This window comes from uncultured Desulfovibrio sp. (assembly GCF_949282365.1).
In the GTDB taxonomy this organism is placed as follows: domain Bacteria; phylum Desulfobacterota; class Desulfovibrionia; order Desulfovibrionales; family Desulfovibrionaceae; genus Desulfovibrio.
The window spans coordinates 36,173-53,601 of the sequence record NZ_CASDOY010000005.1 but is presented as its reverse complement, the minus strand read 5'-3'; the positions used below and the strand labels follow the sequence as shown (position 1 = coordinate 53,601).

16 protein-coding genes are annotated in these 17,429 nt (G+C 67.0%); 12 read left to right on the top strand and 4 right to left on the bottom strand.

Annotation, left to right across the window (positions count from 1 at the left end):
- Window positions 1-36 precede the first annotated feature (36 nt).
- Complete coding sequence (gene yajC / locus Q1X76_RS02975; protein ID WP_300718064.1) at window positions 37-372, bottom strand: preprotein translocase subunit YajC; 336 nt, start codon at window positions 370-372, stop codon at window positions 37-39.
- 251 nt (window positions 373-623) lie between these two features.
- Window positions 624-1,382 (bottom strand): alpha/beta fold hydrolase, encoded by a 759-nt coding sequence (locus Q1X76_RS02970; RefSeq protein WP_300718055.1) that lies wholly within the window; start codon window positions 1,380-1,382, stop codon window positions 624-626.
- A 77-nt stretch (window positions 1,383-1,459) separates the two neighbouring features.
- Here Q1X76_RS02970 and Q1X76_RS02965 point away from each other — a divergent pair, with 77 nt between their 5' ends.
- From Q1X76_RS02965 to Q1X76_RS02920, 10 genes are all read left to right on the top strand, one after another.
- Window positions 1,460-2,788 carry an amidohydrolase gene (locus tag Q1X76_RS02965; protein ID WP_300718054.1) on the top strand — a complete coding sequence of 443 codons (1,329 nt, stop codon included), beginning with the start codon at window positions 1,460-1,462 and terminating at the stop codon, window positions 2,786-2,788.
- Between the two features lie 115 nt (window positions 2,789-2,903).
- Entirely contained in the window at window positions 2,904-3,167 is a 264-nt protein-coding gene (locus Q1X76_RS02960; protein WP_300718052.1) for a PxxKW family cysteine-rich protein, read from the top strand.
- Between the two features lie 159 nt (window positions 3,168-3,326).
- Entirely contained in the window at window positions 3,327-4,589 is a 1,263-nt protein-coding gene (locus Q1X76_RS02955) for a M20 family metallo-hydrolase (protein ID WP_300718050.1), read from the top strand.
- Window positions 4,570-6,507: a tRNA uridine-5-carboxymethylaminomethyl(34) synthesis enzyme MnmG gene (mnmG, locus tag Q1X76_RS02950; RefSeq protein ID WP_300718048.1), complete on the top strand. Its 1,938-nt coding sequence runs from the start codon at window positions 4,570-4,572 to the stop codon at window positions 6,505-6,507. The genes Q1X76_RS02955 and mnmG overlap by 20 nt, the downstream gene beginning before the upstream one ends.
- A 225-nt stretch (window positions 6,508-6,732) precedes the next feature.
- Window positions 6,733-7,596: a hemolysin family protein gene (locus tag Q1X76_RS02945; RefSeq protein WP_300718047.1), complete on the top strand. Its 864-nt coding sequence runs from the start codon at window positions 6,733-6,735 to the stop codon at window positions 7,594-7,596.
- On the top strand, window positions 7,596-9,143 hold the full coding sequence (gene lnt, locus Q1X76_RS02940) for an apolipoprotein N-acyltransferase (protein ID WP_300718045.1): 1,548 nt from the start codon (window positions 7,596-7,598) through the stop codon (window positions 9,141-9,143). The genes Q1X76_RS02945 and lnt overlap by 1 nt, the downstream gene beginning before the upstream one ends.
- A 4-nt stretch (window positions 9,144-9,147) precedes the next feature.
- A protein-coding gene (gene prfB / locus Q1X76_RS02935; protein WP_300718044.1) for a peptide chain release factor 2 occupies window positions 9,148-10,261 on the top strand; the annotation gives its coding sequence in 2 pieces (ribosomal slippage) (window positions 9,148-9,222 and window positions 9,224-10,261; 1,113 coding nt in all).
- A gap of 190 nt (window positions 10,262-10,451) precedes the next feature.
- Window positions 10,452-10,727, top strand: a complete 276-nt coding sequence (locus Q1X76_RS02930; RefSeq protein WP_006004403.1) for an HU family DNA-binding protein — start codon at window positions 10,452-10,454, stop codon at window positions 10,725-10,727.
- Window positions 10,728-10,762: 35 nt separating this feature from the next.
- Window positions 10,763-11,644, top strand: coding sequence for a 4-hydroxy-tetrahydrodipicolinate synthase (dapA, locus tag Q1X76_RS02925; protein WP_300718042.1), 882 nt, complete (start codon window positions 10,763-10,765; stop codon window positions 11,642-11,644).
- A 155-nt stretch (window positions 11,645-11,799) separates the two neighbouring features.
- Entirely contained in the window at window positions 11,800-12,501 is a 702-nt protein-coding gene (locus Q1X76_RS02920; protein WP_300718040.1) for a helix-turn-helix transcriptional regulator, read from the top strand.
- A 587-nt stretch (window positions 12,502-13,088) separates the two neighbouring features.
- Here the strand turns inward: Q1X76_RS02920 and argF are convergent.
- On the bottom strand, window positions 13,089-14,120 hold the full coding sequence (gene argF / locus Q1X76_RS02915; RefSeq protein WP_300718038.1) for an ornithine carbamoyltransferase: 1,032 nt from the start codon (window positions 14,118-14,120) through the stop codon (window positions 13,089-13,091).
- Window positions 14,121-14,433: 313 nt separating this feature from the next.
- Here argF and Q1X76_RS02910 point away from each other — a divergent pair, with 313 nt between their 5' ends.
- Window positions 14,434-15,801 carry a histidine-type phosphatase gene (locus tag Q1X76_RS02910; protein WP_300718036.1) on the top strand — a complete coding sequence of 456 codons (1,368 nt, stop codon included), beginning with the start codon at window positions 14,434-14,436 and terminating at the stop codon, window positions 15,799-15,801.
- A complete protein-coding gene (locus Q1X76_RS02905) occupies window positions 15,798-16,175 on the top strand; it encodes a hypothetical protein (protein WP_300718034.1) in 378 nt (125 codons plus the stop codon). The genes Q1X76_RS02910 and Q1X76_RS02905 overlap by 4 nt, the downstream gene beginning before the upstream one ends.
- A gap of 186 nt (window positions 16,176-16,361) precedes the next feature.
- On the opposite strand, the gene Q1X76_RS02900 is transcribed toward Q1X76_RS02905, so the two are convergent.
- Window positions 16,362-17,207 carry a tetratricopeptide repeat protein gene (locus Q1X76_RS02900; protein WP_300718032.1) on the bottom strand — a complete coding sequence of 282 codons (846 nt, stop codon included), beginning with the start codon at window positions 17,205-17,207 and terminating at the stop codon, window positions 16,362-16,364.
- Between the last annotated feature and the right edge of the window lie 222 nt (window positions 17,208-17,429).

The following is a 17,429-nucleotide window of genomic DNA, read 5'->3' as shown; positions in this document are numbered from 1 at the left end:
CGTAACCACTACCAAGTTCCGAACAAGGACGGGATGCTACTTCTTTTCTTCGGCCTTGGCTTCAGCCTTTTCAGCGCTCTTGCCGACCAGGGCGCCGATGGCACCGCGGCTCATGCGCAGCTTGGCGTCACCGCATTCGATGACCACTTCTTCTTCGCTGATCTCCATGATGCGGCCGATCAGGCCACTGCTGGTCATCACATGGTCGCCGCGCTTCAGTTCGGCCAGCATCTGCTTGTGCGCCTTGGCACGCTTCTGCTGGGGACGGATCAGCAGGAACCAGAAGATGGCGAACATCAGGATCAGGGGAACAAACTGCATCAGCATGTCGCCGCCGCTGGGGGCGGCGCCGCCGGCCTGGGGGGTGCCCATGGCAAAGGCAACAGATTCAAACAACAAGGCGAACCTCCAAAGGGATATAGATATGCCGCGCAAGATGCCCGGCATGCCTGGTGTAACAAAATTTCAGCGCGTCAATATACCCTGCCGTGAAAAAACTTTCAAGCCCTTCCCGCCAGAGGAGAAAAGGGCCGTCCAAACAGGGGGATGCGTCCGCCCGGGGGGCGTCACGAAAGGAAAGGGGCCGCCGGGCCGGCGGAACGGACGTGCATGACGCTCCCGCCCTAGGCATCCAGGACCTTGCGCACGAAGGCACAGGCGATGCGCACCACCTCGTCCCGGCTCTCCCTGTGCGCCAGGGGCAGATGCCCGCCGTGACGGCTGGCCGTCCGCAGCACATGGGTCTCGGCCATGCGCGACGCGGTACAGATCCACTCCACCGCGTTGCGGCGCGGGCAGCTGCTGTCGTGCCAGAGCTGCGCGTAGCAGAGCGGGACGGCACAGCGCGGCAGGATGGCGCGCAAGCGGGGCTGCTCCCGGGCGATCTCGGTCAGGTGCCGCCAGCAGAGGATCCTTTCGTGCCCCTGCCAGGGGGCCGTCGTCCGTGCCGCTTCACTGCGGGGGGAGCAGATCTCCACAGGCTGCCGCCAGGCCTTCCAGGCCAGCCGCCAGCGCACGGCGCGTTCCCCCAGCCTGCCGGGACGTGAGGCCCAGGAGAGCGGCGCGGCGAAGACCAGCAGGCAGCGGGGCGCCGGCAGGCCCCGGCTTTCGGCCCAGGCCAGGGTATCCAGCGCCAGCAGCCCGCCCAGGGAATAGCCCGCGATGAGGGGCGGCTCCGCGCCCTGCACGGCAAGAGCGGCATAGGCCGCATGGGCCGCCTCGCTCCACTGCCGCCAGTGGCTGCGGACAAGATCCTCCCAGTCCGCGCCGTGGCCCGGAAGGCAGGGCGCATGGCAGCGCCATCCCTGCGCCGACAGGCCTTCCGCCAGCGCGTCCATATCAGCGGGACCTCCTCCCAGACCGTGCAGCAGCAGAGCGTCCATTCTTGCCCTCCCCGGAGCATGAGGATACAACTACGCCTGTTTTCCTGTCCGCAGACCTTAACCTGTCAGGAGCATCCATGCAAACCTGCGACACGCTTCTCCATGCCGGTATCCTGCTCACCCAGGACGAGCAGCGGCACATTTTTGAAAACGCCGCTCTGGCCATCGCTGCCGGACGCATCGTCGCCCTCGGGCATCACCGGGAGGTGACGGCGGCATGGCAGGCACGTGACGTCATCGACCTTTCCGGCATGCTCGTCATGCCCGGCCTCGTCAATGCCCACACCCACGCGGCCATGACCTTTCTGCGCGGCCTGGCCGACGACATGCCCCTCATGGACTGGCTGCAGCAGAAGATCTTTCCCGTGGAACAGTGCCTGACGCCCGAGCTGGTACGCATGGGCAGCCTGCTGGGCTTCGCGGAGATGCTGCGTACCGGCACCACGGCCTGTGTGGACATGTACATCTTCGAGACCTCCGTGCTGGAGGCCGCGGATCAGGCCGGCCTGCGCTGCCTGGCCGGCGAGGGCGTGTTCGCCTTCCCCTCGGCCTGCTGCCCCGACGCCGCCGCGGCCCTGGAACGCACGCGGCAGATGGCGGCGCGCTGGGCCGGGCACGAACGCCTGAAGGTGGCCGTCATGCCGCACAGCGTCTACACCACCACCGCGGCGCAGCTGGCTGCCTGCCGCGACCTGGCCGACGAGCTCGGCCTGCCCCTGCACATCCATCTGGCCGAGACCCGGCAGGAAACGGCCCTGAGCCTGGAGCAGCACGGGCTGCGGCCCGTGGCCTATGCCCGGAACATGGGCCTGCTGCGGCCGGGGACCATCCTGGCCCATGTGGTGGACGTGGACGCCGGCGAGATCGGCCTGCTGGCCCGGAGCGGCGTGGACGTGGTGCACAACCCGTCCTCCAACATGAAGCTGGCTTCCGGCATCTCGCCGGTGCCCGCCATGCACGCCGCCGGTGTCCGCCTGGCCCTGGGCAGTGACGGCGCGGCCAGCAACAACCGCCTCAACATGTTCACCGAGATGGGGCGCGCCGCCCTGCTGCACAAGGTGTCGGGCGATCCCGAAGCCATGCCCGCCCCCCTGGTGCTGGACATGGCCACGCGCGGCGGCGCGGCGGCCACGGGCAGCGGGAGCGGCATCCTGGCCGTGGGACGCCCCGCGGACTGCATCGCCCTGGACCTGTCCGCGCCCAACATGCAGCCCCTGTTCAACGCGGCTTCCCATGCCGTCTACGCGGCCACGGGCATGGAAGTGGCGCTGACCATGGTCGCCGGCGAGGTGCTGTACCGCGACGGCCGCTACAGCCGTTTCGACTATGCGGCCCTCTGCCGCGAGATCCGCGACCTGCGCCGCTTCGTGCTGCGCCGCCTGGGCCTGCCCGAACGCGTCGCCTGAGGCGGGGCTCCCGCCGGGGATCGCCCGCACGGGGGGGCTTGACAGTAATATTTTTTGGTCTATAGTGCCCCATTCAGACTGAAACGAAAGCGCTTCGGCGCATGGAGGTATCGTTATGGCTGCTCTGCTTAATGCCGTGAAAACCGCCGAAGGCGTGGTTGTGAACGGTTTTGTGGTTTCCCCCGTCATTGACAAGTGCGAAGGCTGTGATCGCATCCGCGAGTTCGAAGGCGAGAACTTCTGCTCCAGCTATGCCAGCCCCGCCAGCAAGTGGGCCGGTGGCCGCTGCAACTTCGCTACCCATGTGAAGGTGCAGGTCGCCGCCGCTGCCAAGGTCAACCCCCTGAAGGCGTCCAAGCGCGCCGCCAAGGGCCGCTAGACCGTACGCGGCATGCGGAACGCGCCCGGCGCGACCATTCCGCACCGATTGCAATTTTCCGGCACATTGCACAGGGGAGGCTGTCGCGACAGCCTCCCTTTTGTCATTTTTCCGCAGGGCCTGCCGGCACGGCTCCCTGCCTTTCAAGGAAAAGACGCCATGAACACCTGTCCGCGGGACAGCTCCCTCTCTCCCCTGCTGCACTGGCTGGCCGCGCGCCAGGACCGTGTGGTCGCCCTGCAGGGCGATCTGACCGCCTTCCGCGCCCTCGGCCCGGAGAACGGCGGCCGGGGCGAGCTGGACAAGGCCCTGTATATCGAAGCATGCCTGCGCGCCTGCGGGGTGGAGGACATCCGCCGCCTGGACGCCCCTGACCCGCGCGTGCCCTCCGGCGTGCGCCCCAACGTGGTGGCCCGCATCCCCGGCCGCTCCTCCCGCACGCTCTGGCTCTTTGCCCATATGGACGTGGTGCCGCCCGGCGACCCGGCCCTGTGGCATTCCGATCCCTGGCAGGTCGTGCGGCAGGGGGACAGGCTCGTGGGGCGCGGCGTGGAGGACAACCAGCAGGGCCTGGTGAGCATGCTGCTGCTGGCCGAGGCCCTGCACGCCTGCGGCGTCACGCCGGGCTGCAGCCTGGGCCTGGTGTTCATGGCCGATGAGGAATGCGGCAACGACTACGGCCTCGCCCATGTGCTGGGACGCCATGCGGCCCTGCCCGAAGAACAGCGCTTCCTGCGCGACGATGACCTGTACATCGTGCCGGATTCCGGCTCGCCCACCGGAGCGGACATCGAAGTGGCCGAAAAATGCCTCTGCTGGCTCAAGGTCGAGATCAACGGCGTGCAGTGCCACGCATCCACGCCCCACAAGGGCCGCAACGCTTTCGTGGCCGGGGCTGACGCCGTGCTGGCCTGCATGGAACTGCACAAGGACTTCCCCCGCCGCGACACCCTGTTCGACCCGCCCTGCTCCACCTTCGTGCCCAGCCGGCACGACGCCAATGTGCCCAGCGTCAACATCCTGCCCGGGCATGACCGTTTTTATGTGGACTGCCGCCTGCTGCCCGGTGTGGAAGCCGAACAGGTGCTGGACGCCGCCCGCCGCCGTCTGGATGCCGTGGCCGCCCGCCACGGCGTGGACATCACGGTCGCCATCGAACACTGCCAGCGGGCCTCGGCAACGGCCGTGGACAGCCCCGTGGTGGCGGCCCTGGGCAGGGCCGTCGCGGCCGTCTATCAGGTGGAGGCCCGGCCCGTGGGCATCGGCGGCGCCACCGTGGCCGCCCTGTTGCGCCGGCAGGGCCTGCCCGCCGCGGTCTGGAGCTGCATCGACAGCACCTGCCACCAGCCCGACGAACACTCTTCCATCACCGCCACCCTCAAGGATGCCCAGGTGTTTGCCCATGTGCTCATGCAGTGCTGAGAACCGTTTTGACTGTATCGTGACTGGCGGCGGCCATGCCGGTTCCGAAGCCGCCGTGGCCCTGGCCCGTCTGGGCCTGCGCGTGCTGCTGGTCTCCGGCAATGTGGACCGTCTGGGCTATCTGTCCTGCAATCCGGCCATCGGCGGTCTGGCCAAGGGCCACATGGTGCGCGAGATCGACGCCCTGGGCGGCATGATGGGCCTCTGGGCCGATGCCGGAGGCATCCAGTTCCGCACGCTCAACATGAGCAAGGGCCCGGCCGTGCGCGCCACCCGTGCCCAGATCGACCGCGAAGCCTATCAGAAAGTCCTCAAGAAGAGCCTGTTCTCCACGCCCGGCCTGCGCATCTGGCAGGACTCCGTGACCGAAGTGCTGGAAGAGGGCGGCCGCGCCTCCGGGGTGCGTACGGCCCAGGGCCTGACCTTCCATGCCCGCCATGTGCTGCTGACCACCGGCACCTTCCTGGCCGGGCTCATCCACATCGGCCTCACCCATCTGCCCGGCGGCCGCCTGGGCGATGCCCCGGCCACGGGCCTTTCCGACAGCCTGCGCCGTCTGGGCTTCACCCTGGGCCGCCTCAAGACCGGCACCACGCCGCGCCTGCTGCGCGCCTCCATCGACTTTTCCCGGCTGGAAGAACAGCCCGGCGACACGCCGCCGCCGCGTTTCAGCTTCCACGGTCCCGGCCCGGTGCTGCCGCAGGTGCCCTGCCACATCACCTGGACCAATGAGGCCGCCCATGCGGCCATCCGTTCCGGCTTCGACCGCTCGCCCCTGTTCACCGGCGTCATCCAGGGCACGGGCGCGCGCTACTGCCCGTCCATCGAGGACAAGGTGGCCCGCTTCCCCGAACGTGAACGGCACCAGATCTTTCTGGAGCCCGAGGGGCTGGACAGCCCGGAAGTCTATGCCAACGGCATCTCCACCAGCCTGCCGCTGGACGTGCAGCAGGCCATGATCCGCGCCATCCCCGGTCTGGAGCATGCCGTCATGGTGCGCCCCGGCTATGCCATCGAATACGATTACGCCAATCCTGTGCAGCTGCACGGCACGCTGGAAAGCAAGATCCTGCCCGGCCTGTGGCTGGCGGGCCAGATCAACGGCACCTCCGGCTATGAGGAGGCCGCGGCCCAGGGCCTGTGGGCGGCCCTGAACATCGCCTGTCAGGAAAAGGGACGCGAGCCCTTCGTGCCGGGACGCGATTCCTCCTATATGGCCGTGCTGGTGGACGATCTGGTCACTTCCGGCACCGAGGAGCCCTACCGCATGTTCACCTCGCGCGCCGAGCACCGCCTGCTGCTGCGCGAGGACAACGCCGACGTGCGCCTGACGCCTCTGGGCCGCGAGATCGGTCTGGTGGGCGACGAACAGTGGCGCATCTTCAACGACAAGATGGAGCACGGCCATACGCTGCGCCGCCTGCTGCAGCAGGTGCGCGTCCAGCTCTGCGATACGGAAGCGGCCGACGGCGCTCCGGCGGCCCCCGCCCCCGGTGGAGACACGGAACTGCGCGCCGCCCTGCGCGGCCGGACCCTCGAGGAGGTCCTGCGCCGTCCCGACATGGATCTGGGACGCCTGGCCCGCCTCTCGCCGCCGCTGGCCGAAGCCCTGGAGGGCTGCGATCCCCGCGATCTGGAGACCGTCCAGGTGGACGTCAAGTACGCGGGCTATCTGGAACGCCAGCGCGATCTCATCGCCCGCGCCGCGCGCCTGGAGTCCGTGGAGCTGCCCGCCGATCTGGACTACCGGCAGGTGGCGGGCCTGTCCCGCGAGGTGGAAGAAAAGCTCGACCGCGTGCGGCCGCGCAATCTCGGCCAGGCAGGGCGCATCTCCGGCGTGACCCCGGCGGCCGTGGGCTGCCTGGAGATACATCTGCACAAGCTGGGCCTGCTGCGCGGCCGGCATCAGCCCCTTTGATCCCGGAGGACCCGCCTCGCGCACGCGGTCCCGTTTTCGCCAGCCCCGCCCGGGCGGCAAAATGGAGCGTGCGCTGTTGACGTTGGGGAACTTTCCCCGTTATCCTAGGAATGACGCGCCTCTCACGGCGGCGATTTTTCCCAACCCCAGCCCGTGCCCCGGTACGGCGACAGGCTTTGGCCCGATGCGGGAGCATACGGGCGAAGCACCCTCGAGGAGGTCGTTTTGGACGGCGGTTCCGACTGTCATAGTAGCAATGGCACCCTGTGGTCGCGTCTGACCCGCTTTTTCGGACGCGAAGACGACGAATCCCTGGAAAAAGCCATCATCGAAGCCCGTGCCGACGGCGAAGTGGAGCCCGACGAGGAATCCATGCTGCTGGGCATCCTGCGTTTCAACGACCTGCAGGTGCAGGACACCATGACGCCCCGGACGGACATCGACTGTGTCCCCGAAGACATGCTCCTGCCCGAAGTGGCGAAGGTCATCGTGGGATCCGGGCATTCCCGCATCCCTGTTTTCCGCGATACCCGCGACAACATGGTCGGCATGCTGCACGCCAAGGACATCCTGAGCTGCCTGCTGGATCCCCAGATGGCCGACCAGCCCGCCAGCGCCATCATGCGCGAGCCCTTCTTCGTGCCCGAGACCAAACCCATCCGCAATCTCCTGCAGGAATTCCGGGCCAGGAAGCAGCATATCGCCATCGCACTGGACGAATACGGCGGCACCTCGGGCCTGATCACCATCGAAGACCTGCTGGAAGAGATCGTGGGCGACATCGAGGACGAGCACGACGCGCCGCGCGAGGAAGACATCCGTCCCCTGGGCGACCATGTGTACGAACTCACCGGCCGCGCCCTGCTGGAAGACCTGGAAGAACTGGGCGTGGACCTGACCTCCGACGAGGTGGACACCATCGGCGGCTACCTGAGCATGGAAGCCGGTCATGTGCCCGGCCCCGGCGAGGTCTTCGTCCTGCGCGGCTGGCGCTTCGAGGTCCTGGATGCGGACAAGAAGCTCATCCGCCATCTGCGCATGGAACCTGCCCGGGAAGAAAAGGTCCAGGATCCTGCCCCGGAAGCCTGATGATGTCCGACATCCGCCTGTCCTCCCTCCCCCTGGGCATCGGCCTTGCGGGGGCTGCGGCGTTGTGGCTGGCCTTCCCCAACGGCTGCCTTGCCCTGCCGCCCCTGGCCCTGGGCCTGCCGTTGTGCCTGGTCCTGCTGGGGCGCGACGCTCCCGGCCGGGGGGCTGCCCTGCGCCGCGGCTGGCTGTGCGGCACGGCAGGCACGGCGGCGGTCCTCTACTGGCTGACCATCCCCATGTCCACCGTGGGCAACCTGCCCCTGGCGCTGGCGGCTGTCTGCGCCGTGCTGGTGGCCGTCTGTCTGGCCAGCGCCGGCGGGCTGTTCAGCCTGCTGGCCCATGCCCTGCGCGAACGGCCGCCCCTGGCCCAGGCCTTCCTGCTGGGTCTGGCCTGGTATTTCCTGGAATACGCCTACGCCCTCGTGGCGGGCTTCCCCTGGCTGCCCCTGGCCGGGGCCCTGGCGGCTTGGCCCCTGTGGATACAGGCCGCCGACGTGACGGGGGCCTATCTGCTGGCCGGTCTGTGGGTGACGGTGACGCTCTGCCTGTGGCACTGGCGCAGGCCCGCCTGCCTGCTCACCGGTCTGCTGCTGGCCGTGCTGCTGCTGGGCTACGGCGGCTGGCGGCTGCACGAAAGCCCTCTGGAGGCCGATCCACGGGGCCCGGACAGCGTGGCCGTACTCTTTGCCGAAGGCAATATCGACCAGAACCAGAAATGGGTGCCCGCCTACCAGCGCCGCACCGTGGAGACCTATCTGCGTCTGACGCAGGCGGAACTGGCGCGGCATCCTGGCGAGACGCCCCTCATCGTCTGGCCGGAAACGGCCCTGCCCTTCAATTTCGACAACAACGGCATCCTCTCCGCCCTGGTGCGCAATCTGGCCCGGCAGGCCCAAAGCCCGCTGCTGACCGGTGTGCCCGGCTTCGAGCATGACGCGGCAGGCAAGGTGACGGTCTACAACCGCGCCCTGCTCCTCGCCCCCTCCGGCGCCACTGCGGGCAGCTACGACAAGGAACATCTGGTGCCCTTCGGCGAATATGTGCCGGAATGGCTCGACTGGAACATCCTTGCCGACCTGCTGCAGGAGGTGGGCGTCTATACGCCCGGGCATTCCGCGGCTCCCCTCGTGCACGGGGACCTGCGCCTGGGGATGCTCATCTGCTACGAGGCCATCTTCCCCTGGCTGGCCCAGGCCCGCGTGGCGCACGGGGCCAATGTGCTGGTGGACATCAGCAACGACGGCTGGTTCGGCCGCTCGCCCGCCGCCCTCCAGCATCTCTATCTGGCCGCCCTGCGCGCCGTGGAACAGGACCGCTGGCTGCTGCGGGGCACCAATACCGGCATCTCCGCCATCATCGACGCCCGCGGCCGGGTGACCGTCCACGGCGGCCAGTTCACGGAAAACACCCTCTGGGGCCGTGTGCGCCTGCAGCAGGGGAGCACCGTCTACCACGCGCTCGGGCCCTGGCTGCCGCTCCTGGCCGGACTGCTCTGGCTGGGCATCTTCTGGGGCACGCGCCGCCCCTCACCCTCAACCCCCCGATAGTTCCATGTTGCAACTCAGTGATCTTCGTGCTCGTTGCCAGCCCCTTGACCAGCGTTTCGACAACCTCTGGGGGCGTCTTTGACGTCGCATCCAGCGAACAGCGCCTTGCCGCCATCGAAACGGAGCTCTCCCGCCCCAATGCCTGGGACAATCCCGAGGCCCTGACCCCGCTGCTGCGTGAAAAGCGCCAGCTGGAAGACGAGATCTCCCGCCTCAACGACCTCAAGGCCTGCCATGACGACATGCACGAATGGCTGGAGCTGGCGACGGAAAGCGAAGAGGCCGAGGCACTGGAATCCCTGGCCAAGCAGCAGGACGATCTGGACGCCCTGCTGGACGAGACGGAACTGGTCATGCTGCTTTCCGGCGAGGAGGACAACCAGGACGCCATCCTGGAGATCCATCCCGGAGCGGGCGGCACGGAGTCCCAGGACTGGGCGGAGATGCTGCTGCGCATGTACACCCGCTGGGCGGCCCGCCGCCACTTCAGCGTGGAGGAGCTGGACTACCTGCCCGGCGATGAAGCCGGCATCAAGAGCGTGACCCTGCGCATCTCGGGCCCGCATGCCTTCGGCTTCCTCAAGAGCGAGCGCGGCATCCACCGCCTGATCCGCATCTCGCCCTTCGACGCTTCGGGCCGCCGCCACACCTCCTTCGCCTCCGTGGACGTCATGCCCGACGTGGGCGACGACATCCAGCTGGACATCAAGGAAACGGACCTGCGCTTCGATACCTTCCGCTCCAGCGGCCCCGGCGGCCAGAGCGTGAACACCACCAGCTCCGCCGTGCGCGTGACCCACATCCCCACGGGCATCTCGGCCCAGTGCCAGAACGAGAAATCCCAGCACCACAACAAGGAATCGGCCCTCTGCATCCTCAAGGCCCGTCTGTACAACCTTGAACTGCAGAAGCGCGAGGCCGAACGCGCGGCCCAGTACGCGGGCAAGGATGCCATCGCCTTCGGCAGCCAGATACGCACCTACACGCTCCAGCCGTACCGTCTGGTCAAGGACCACCGCACCAACAGCGAATGCGGCGACGTGGACGCGGTCCTGGACGGCCAGATCGACCAGTTCCAGCACGACTACCTGCTCTACAGGCACGAGCAGCAGCGCTGAGGCAGCGCCCCGTCCCGGCCGGAGCACGGGGCGCTTTGCCGAAGCCACCCGCTTTTGTGCATTTTCGGGTATATTTCCCAGCAGTTTTTCGCGCCATAACTTTACCTCGTCCGCTAAAAAGGATAGGATTTTTTACCAGAACGACTGGTGTCCTTATCACACGCTCTCCTTTCACCGACGAGGAGGAACGATGAACAAGAGCGAGCTCATCAAGGCCCTGGCAGAAGAAAGCAATCTTCCGTTCGATGATGCGTCCTTGGTGGTGAACACTTTCATTGACGCGATGAAGGATTCGCTCATCGCAGGCGACCGTATCGAGATCAGGGGATTCGGGAGCTTCAAGATCAAAGAATACAGCGGTTATGCCGGGCGCAACCCCAAGACCGGGGAAAGCGTCTCCGTCGTGCCCAAACGCCTGCCCTTCTTCCGTGCCGGGAAGGAGCTCAAGGAATATATCAACCAGTAACCGCCGCCCATCAGCCCAGTTCCAAGGAGTGGACCATGCAATTTTTCGGTGCCCTGACCGCCCTCGTCACGCCGTTCAAGAACGGCGCCGTTGATGAAGCCGCCTATCGCGAATTCATTGAATTCCAGATCAGTGAGGGGATTCACGGCCTTGTACCTTGCGGCACCACCGGCGAATCAGCCACGCTCTCCCATGAGGAGCACGAGCGCGTCATTGAGATCTGCATCGACCAGGCCAGGGGCCGCGTGCCCGTGCTTGCCGGTGCCGGCTCCAACAATACCATCGAGGCCATCCGCCTGACCCGCTTCGCCAAGCAGGCGGGGGCCGACGGCGCCCTGCTGATCACCCCCTACTACAACAAGCCCACCCAGGAAGGCCTGTACCGCCACTTCAAGGCCATCGCCGAGGCCGTGGACATGCCGCTGGTGCCCTATAACGTGCCCGGCCGTACCGGCACCAACCTGCTGCCCGCCACGCTCAGCCGTCTGGCCCATGATTTCCCCAATATCGTCGGCGTGAAGGAAGCCACCGGCGACATGAGCCAGTGCAGCCTGGTCATGGAACAGTGCCCCGAGGGCTTCAGCCTGCTTTCCGGTGACGACTTCACCGCCCTGCCCCTGCTGTCCATCGGCGGCAGCGGCGTCATCTCCGTGACCTCCAATATCGTTCCCGGCAAGGTCGCGGGCATGTACAATGCCTTCGTCAAGGGCGACATCGCCACCGCCATGAGCATCCATCATGACCTCTTCGCCCTGCATCAAGCCATGTTCATGGAAAGCAACCCCATCCCGGTCAAGACCGCCCTCTCGCTCATGGGCCGCATGACCGGCGAGATGCGCCTGCCGCTCTGTCCCCTGTCCGACGCCCATCTGGAACAGCTCAAGGGCGTCCTGGCCTCCAAGGGCCTGCTGTCCTGATCCACTCCCGCATGAGGAACACGCCCCGCTCCGGCGGGGCTTTTTTTTCGCCCCCGCCTCCGGAATCCCCAGCGCCCGCCGTGCCCCTGCTTGCCTTCCCCCTGCCCTGCTGCTAGCATGGGACTGTTTTCCATCTCGTGCCGCAGGAGATCCCCATGACAGATTCCCGTCCTGATGCCTCCGTCATCCAGCGCCTCATGCAGGCTCTGGAAGCGGACACCACTGCTGAACTGGCCCGGGCCCTGGGACTTTCCGCCGCGGAGGTGGAGCAGACGCTGGCCCGGGGGGACGTCCCCTCCGCGTGGGTCCAGGCCTGCGCCGCGGAGACCGGCTGCAATGCCGACTGGATCTTTTTCGGTCGCGGCCCCATGCGCCTGCCGCTGGTGGAACCGGGCGCCATGCCCGCCTGCCTGATGCTGGAAGATTGCGACGACGATGTGGACATGATCACCGTCCCCCTGGTGGAGGCCCGCCTTTCCGCCGGTTCCGGCAGTCTTGAGGTCAGCAGCGAGCAGGCAGGCGGCTATGCCTTCCGCAGCGATTTCCTGCACCGCAAGGGCAATCCCCGGCGCATGGTCCTGATGCGCGTCTCCGGCGACAGCATGCTGCCCGAGATCCAGGACAACGACCTGGTGCTGCTGGACCAGGGGCAGACCGAGATCGTCTCGGGCCGCCTCTATGCCATCGGCTTCGAGGATGCCATTTATATCAAGCGCATCGACCTGCAGCCCGGCAAGATCGTCCTGCACAGCACCAACCCCGCCTATCCGCCCGTGAGCCTCGACCTGGGCGGCGACTGCGCCGAGCAGTTCCGCGTCATCGGCCGAGTGCTCTGGTCCGGCCGCGAATACCGCTAGCCCGCTGTTCCCGGGAGGCAAGAGGGCCGCTCTTCCGCGGGCCCGAAGGGATACGGCGCAAACAGGGCACAGCTTTCCCGCAGCCGCCCCGAGGCTCCCGAGCCGCATGTCTGTGACGCCGGGCGCTGAAGACCGCTGCTCCTGCACCACTTCGTTGCCCCGCCTCCATCGTCCCCCTTCATCGGCCAGCCGGGGAACTTCCTTTGCCCGAAAAAAGGACCGCCCGCCGCAAAGCGCTGCCCTGTCCGTTCTGCTGCCGTGGCTGGTCAGCACGGCAGCCCGCCCTCCTGTCCCTCCGCACAGGAGGTGACACGGATCGACCTCGACCGAAGGATGGGATCCATCCTGGCCACGCACAGGGGGTGCCGGGCCACGCACGGGAGCGGTGCGGCATCTGGCCGCATCACACCGGAGCAGCCGCGACCCATGAAAAAAGAGCGTGTACCCGTTCAAGGATACACGCTCTTCTGCTTGCTGGCGTCCTCGCGGCCCGGCCGCCGGAGACGCTGCGCGGTCTCCCTGCCCGCCAGGACAGGAAGCAGGCCCCGCTGCCGCAAGGGAGGACCTGCAGGGCGGCACAGCGCGGTCTACAGACGGCCCTGCTTCACGAAATCGTCCGGCACGTCGGCCAGCGTGGCCACCATGACGGCCTTGATGGTGTGCATGCGGTTGGCCGCTTCGGCGAACACGAGGCTGTTGGGCGACTCGAAGACCTCATCGCTCACTTCCATGCATTCCAGGCCGAAGCGCTGGTACATTTTTTCGCCGATGGTGGTCTCCCGGTTGTGGAAGCTGGGCAGGCAGTGCAGGAAGGCGCAGCGGTCGTTGCCGGTCTTGCGCATCATGTCGGCATCCACGCGGTAGGGCGTCAGCAGGTTGATGCGTTCCTGCCAGACTTCTTCCGGTTCGCCCATGGAGACCCAGACGTCGGAATAGAGGAAATCACAGCCCTTGACGCCGGCGTCCACATCCTCCGTGCGGGTGATGCGCGCCCCGGTCTGCCGGGCGATGGCGCAGGCCTGGGCATAGATCTCGTCGGAGGTCCACAGGGCCCTAGGCGCCACGCTGCGGAAATCCAGCCCCAGCATGGCCGAGGCGATCATCAGGGAATTGCCCATATTGTAGCGGGCATCCCCGATATAGGCCATGGTCTGGGCCGTATAGGGCTTGTCGCAATGTTCACGCATGGTCAGGAAATCCGCGAGGATCTGGGTGGGGTGCCACTCATTGGTCAGGCCGTTCCACACCGGGACGTCGGCATAGCGGGCCAGTTCTTCCACGATGCTCTGGCCGAAGCCGCGGTATTCGATACCGTCATAGAAGCCGGACAGCACGCGTGCCGTGTCGGCCATGGATTCCTTTTTGCCGATCTGGGAACCGGAAGGCCCCAGATAGGTGGTATGGGCCCCCTGGTCATGCGCCGCCACTTCAAAGGAGCAACGGGTGCGGGTGGAATCCTTTTCAAACAGCAGCACGATGTTCCTGTCCAGCAGGAACTTGGGCTCGCGCCTTTCCTGCTTGGCTTTTTTCAGTGCGGCGGCCAGATCCAGCAAGTAGATCAGGTCTTCGGGAGTAAAATCCGTTTCCTTCAAAAAATCACGATTCGTCAGTCTGCTCATGCCATGCTCCACCCTTTCGGGTCCATTACAGAAACTCGCTCCGCCCGTGCCGCCCTGCGGCTGCCGGCCTGTCACACAGGCCGCTTTCCTGTACAGGCGGAAAGCAGGAATCTAGCAGCGCCGGCCCGCTTTGTCCATGCCCGACCTGCCACGGCGGGGTCCCGCCGCTCGTGCGGCGGCGCACCGTGCCTGCTTCGTCTTTGGTGAATCCCTTGCAGGGTCCCGCCCCCGTGCGGCAGTGCAGGCAACTGGCCGAAGACATTGCCCCCGGAAGCATTTGCGCTTATGCTGCCCCCCAAGAAAGGAGATCTGCATGCGAATCTGGACCCGCCTCGCCGCTCTGGCCCTCCTGCTTTGGGCAGTGATGGCCTCTCCGGTGTCTGCCGCCGCATCCGAACATCATCTCAGCAAGGTCGTCATGCTGGTGCGCCACGGCATCGCCGCACCGGCCGCAGACGCCCGGCTGCCCGGGATCACCGGCAAGGCCTGGCCGCAATGGCCGGTGGGGCCCGGCCAGCTTTCGGAACGCGGGGCCCTGCTGCTGACGGCCCAATGGGCGGCCCTGCGCGGCCTGTACCTTGAGGCCGGTCTGCTGCCCGTGCGCCAGACGCAGGAGCGGGTCTTCGTACGGGCCGACAATACCCCCGCCAGCCGCGCCAGTGCCGAGGCCCTGCTGCGGGGCCTGGCCCCCGGCAGCCTGCCTGCCTATGCCATCGTCAATACGGCTACCGATCCCCTGTTCGAACCCGTGCAGGCCGGGCTGGCCATCTTCAATCCCGCCGAAACGGCGCTGGCCATCCTGGACCACGTCAACGGGGATTTTTCCCAGCTGTGGGAGACACTGGGCGAACCCATGGCCCTCCTGGACCAGCTGACAGGCCCCCTGACGCCCGAGACCTGCCGCAGCATCAACCTGCCTGCGGACTGCCGCCTTTCGGACATGACGCCGGGCATCTCCATCATGGACAGGGGGCGGCGTGTGGAGATCCGCGGCGGTCTGGGCATGGGCGCGCATCTGGTGGATCTGCTGCTGCAGGAATACGCCCAGTGGCCGCAGCAGGATGCCGCCTGGGGACAGGCCAATGCCGCCGCCCTGCGCAAGCTCCTGCCCGTCCACAGCGAGATCTCCAATGCCCTGTACCGTACGCCGCTGATAGCGGGCATCTACGGCGGGCCCCTGCTGCGCGACATGGCCCTGGCGCTCTACAGCCAGCATGCCGATCCCCGTCTCAATGAGGCCCGCTGCGCCGTCTTCGTGGGCAACGAGAGCAACCTGGCCGCTGTGGGCGCCCTGCTGGGCGTCAGCTGGCAGGCGTCGGGCTTCCCCGTCAATGCCCTGCCTCCGGGGGCTGTCCTGGTCATGGAATTGTGGGAAGGCCCGGACAAGGCCGCCGAAGTGCGCTTCCGCTTTTTCCTGCAGGGCCTCGACTTCATGCACGCGCCGCTGGACGTGACCACGGCGGGCGGCTACCGGACGGCCCCGGCCGCCTATGGTCCTGCCCTTCTGGAAGCCCGCGTGACGCTCGACGGGCGGGACGGCGCCCCGGCCCTGGACAGCGCCGCTTTCGAGCAGCGTGTGCGCGGCGCGCTGGCAGGGCGCAGCATCCCGCGCATCACCTTCCTGCCCGAGATGGTGTCGCCGCAGGCACCGACCGCACCTTCCGCCCCCGTACAGCCATGAATCGTGACGAAAAAGCCGATCTTTTGCGCCAGCGCTATGCCGCACTGGATGACCAGGCCCTCTGCGCCCTGGAACGCCCCAAGCTGACCGAACAGGCCCGTCAGATCTTCGATGCGGAGCTGGCCCGCCGGGGCCTTGATCTGGCGGCCTATGAAGCCCGCCATGCCGACAGCCTCTACCGGAGCCGCACGGCCCTGCGCCAGCGCCAGTGGCGCGGCGTGGGCCTCAAGGCCCTCCTTGCCGGTGGCATCTTCGCCGGTGCCGCTCTGGCCCGCCAGCATTACGGCGATGCACTGGACAGCCTGCCCCTGGCCCTCACATGCGGCCTGGCCCTGGTCATCCTGGTGCTGGCCTTTGCCCTGCGCCGCCGTTAGCTCCGCCAGCCCCTCGCCAGTACCGTTTTTCGCCACGAAAAAAGGGGGAAAGCCCTATGGCCTTCCCCCTCGCTGTACGTCGATCGTCCGGCAAGAAGCGTCTGCAGTACCGGGCCTTGCGGCCGTCCCGTCCGTGTGGCGGACGCAGGCCGCACCCTGATCCCCCGTCCTTTCCCGGACGTGCGGCTACTTGCCGCAGGTCCGGGGCGCGGCCTCCGGTCCCATCATCTGCAAGGCATGCCGGCAGACTTCAAGGTTCTTGCGGTAGCCCTCGATGTCCGGGCCGGAGCTGCGGCCCGCCCGGGCATAGCAGTCCAGGGCTTCCTGCAGGGTATCCACAGCTTCCTGCCAGCGGCCCATCGTCGCCAGGGCCACGCCGAGATTGCCCAGGGAAAAGGCCGTGTCCGCGTGGTCGCCCAGCAGCTCCTTGCGGATGGCGACAGCCTGGCGATGCAGATCGATGCCCGTTATGGGGTCGCCGCGCTCTTCATGGATGCGGCCCAGATTGTTCAGACAGGTGGCGACATCCAGACGGGACTGTTTGTCCGACTGCTTTTCAAAAGCCGCCCGGGCCTTGAGCAACAGTTCTTCCGCGCCGTCCAGATCGCCCTGCGTGTACAGGTTGGCCGAAAGGCGCAGCATGGCCCCGGCCACCAGCGGATGGTCGTCGCCAAAACCGGCGCGCAGGCCTTCCACAGCCTCCCGGCCCACGGCAAGGGCCTTGTCCACCTGACCGGCGGCAAGGTACAGACGCCCCAGGTTCTGCAGGGCCCCGCAGGTGACGGGATCCTTCGCCCCCTGATGCTCGCGCAGCAGGGCCACCGCTTCCTCGATGGCGTCGATGGCTTCTTTCTGACGGCCCTGCTCAAAAAGCGCACGTCCCAGCCCGTCCAGGGCCAGAGCCCTGTACAGGGGCGTGACCGCTCCCGTGTCCAGCAGACCGCGATACCGGCTTTCAGCACCGGCAAGGTCACCGGCGGCCATCAGCTTGCCGGCGGCGCGGACCTCCTGGATCCAGCTTTTTGCATCCATGTTTCCACTCCTGAAAAACATCTTGTGACGGCGCGCTTGCACGGCGCCCGTTCATGGCTGCTCCCATATTGCCAAAAGGGGCAGCCGCCCGCAACCATGGCCCGTCGCGTCCCGGCTCCGGCAGGCCGCTCCCGCCACCGACGGGACGCCGTGCCCGTCTGCGCTCACGCCGGGCGCTCCGCATGACGGCAAAAAAAGTCTTTTTGACGGCTGCGGGCAGCG

What these genes read in the sequence shown, in the direction of transcription:
- yajC (WP_300718064.1), bottom strand. Translation starts at nt 372, where the DNA reads ATGGGCACCCCCCAGGCCGGCGGCGCCGCCCCCAGCGGCGGCGACATG.
- Q1X76_RS02960 (WP_300718052.1), top strand. Translation starts at nt 2,904, where the DNA reads ATGGCTGCTCTGCTTAATGCCGTGAAAACCGCCGAAGGCGTGGTTGTG.
- Q1X76_RS02970 (WP_300718055.1), bottom strand. Translation starts at nt 1,382, where the DNA reads ATGGACGCTCTGCTGCTGCACGGTCTGGGAGGAGGTCCCGCTGATATG.
- Q1X76_RS02900 (WP_300718032.1), bottom strand. Translation starts at nt 17,207, where the DNA reads ATGGATGCAAAAAGCTGGATCCAGGAGGTCCGCGCCGCCGGCAAGCTG.
- dapA (WP_300718042.1), top strand. Translation starts at nt 10,763, where the DNA reads ATGCAATTTTTCGGTGCCCTGACCGCCCTCGTCACGCCGTTCAAGAAC.
- Q1X76_RS02955 (WP_300718050.1), top strand. Translation starts at nt 3,327, where the DNA reads ATGAACACCTGTCCGCGGGACAGCTCCCTCTCTCCCCTGCTGCACTGG.
- mnmG (WP_300718048.1), top strand. Translation starts at nt 4,570, where the DNA reads ATGTGCTCATGCAGTGCTGAGAACCGTTTTGACTGTATCGTGACTGGC.
- Q1X76_RS02905 (WP_300718034.1), top strand. Translation starts at nt 15,798, where the DNA reads ATGAATCGTGACGAAAAAGCCGATCTTTTGCGCCAGCGCTATGCCGCA.
- Q1X76_RS02930 (WP_006004403.1), top strand. Translation starts at nt 10,452, where the DNA reads ATGAACAAGAGCGAGCTCATCAAGGCCCTGGCAGAAGAAAGCAATCTT.
- Q1X76_RS02910 (WP_300718036.1), top strand. Translation starts at nt 14,434, where the DNA reads ATGCGAATCTGGACCCGCCTCGCCGCTCTGGCCCTCCTGCTTTGGGCA.
- lnt (WP_300718045.1), top strand. Translation starts at nt 7,596, where the DNA reads ATGATGTCCGACATCCGCCTGTCCTCCCTCCCCCTGGGCATCGGCCTT.
- Q1X76_RS02965 (WP_300718054.1), top strand. Translation starts at nt 1,460, where the DNA reads ATGCAAACCTGCGACACGCTTCTCCATGCCGGTATCCTGCTCACCCAG.
- Q1X76_RS02920 (WP_300718040.1), top strand. Translation starts at nt 11,800, where the DNA reads ATGACAGATTCCCGTCCTGATGCCTCCGTCATCCAGCGCCTCATGCAG.
- argF (WP_300718038.1), bottom strand. Translation starts at nt 14,120, where the DNA reads ATGAGCAGACTGACGAATCGTGATTTTTTGAAGGAAACGGATTTTACT.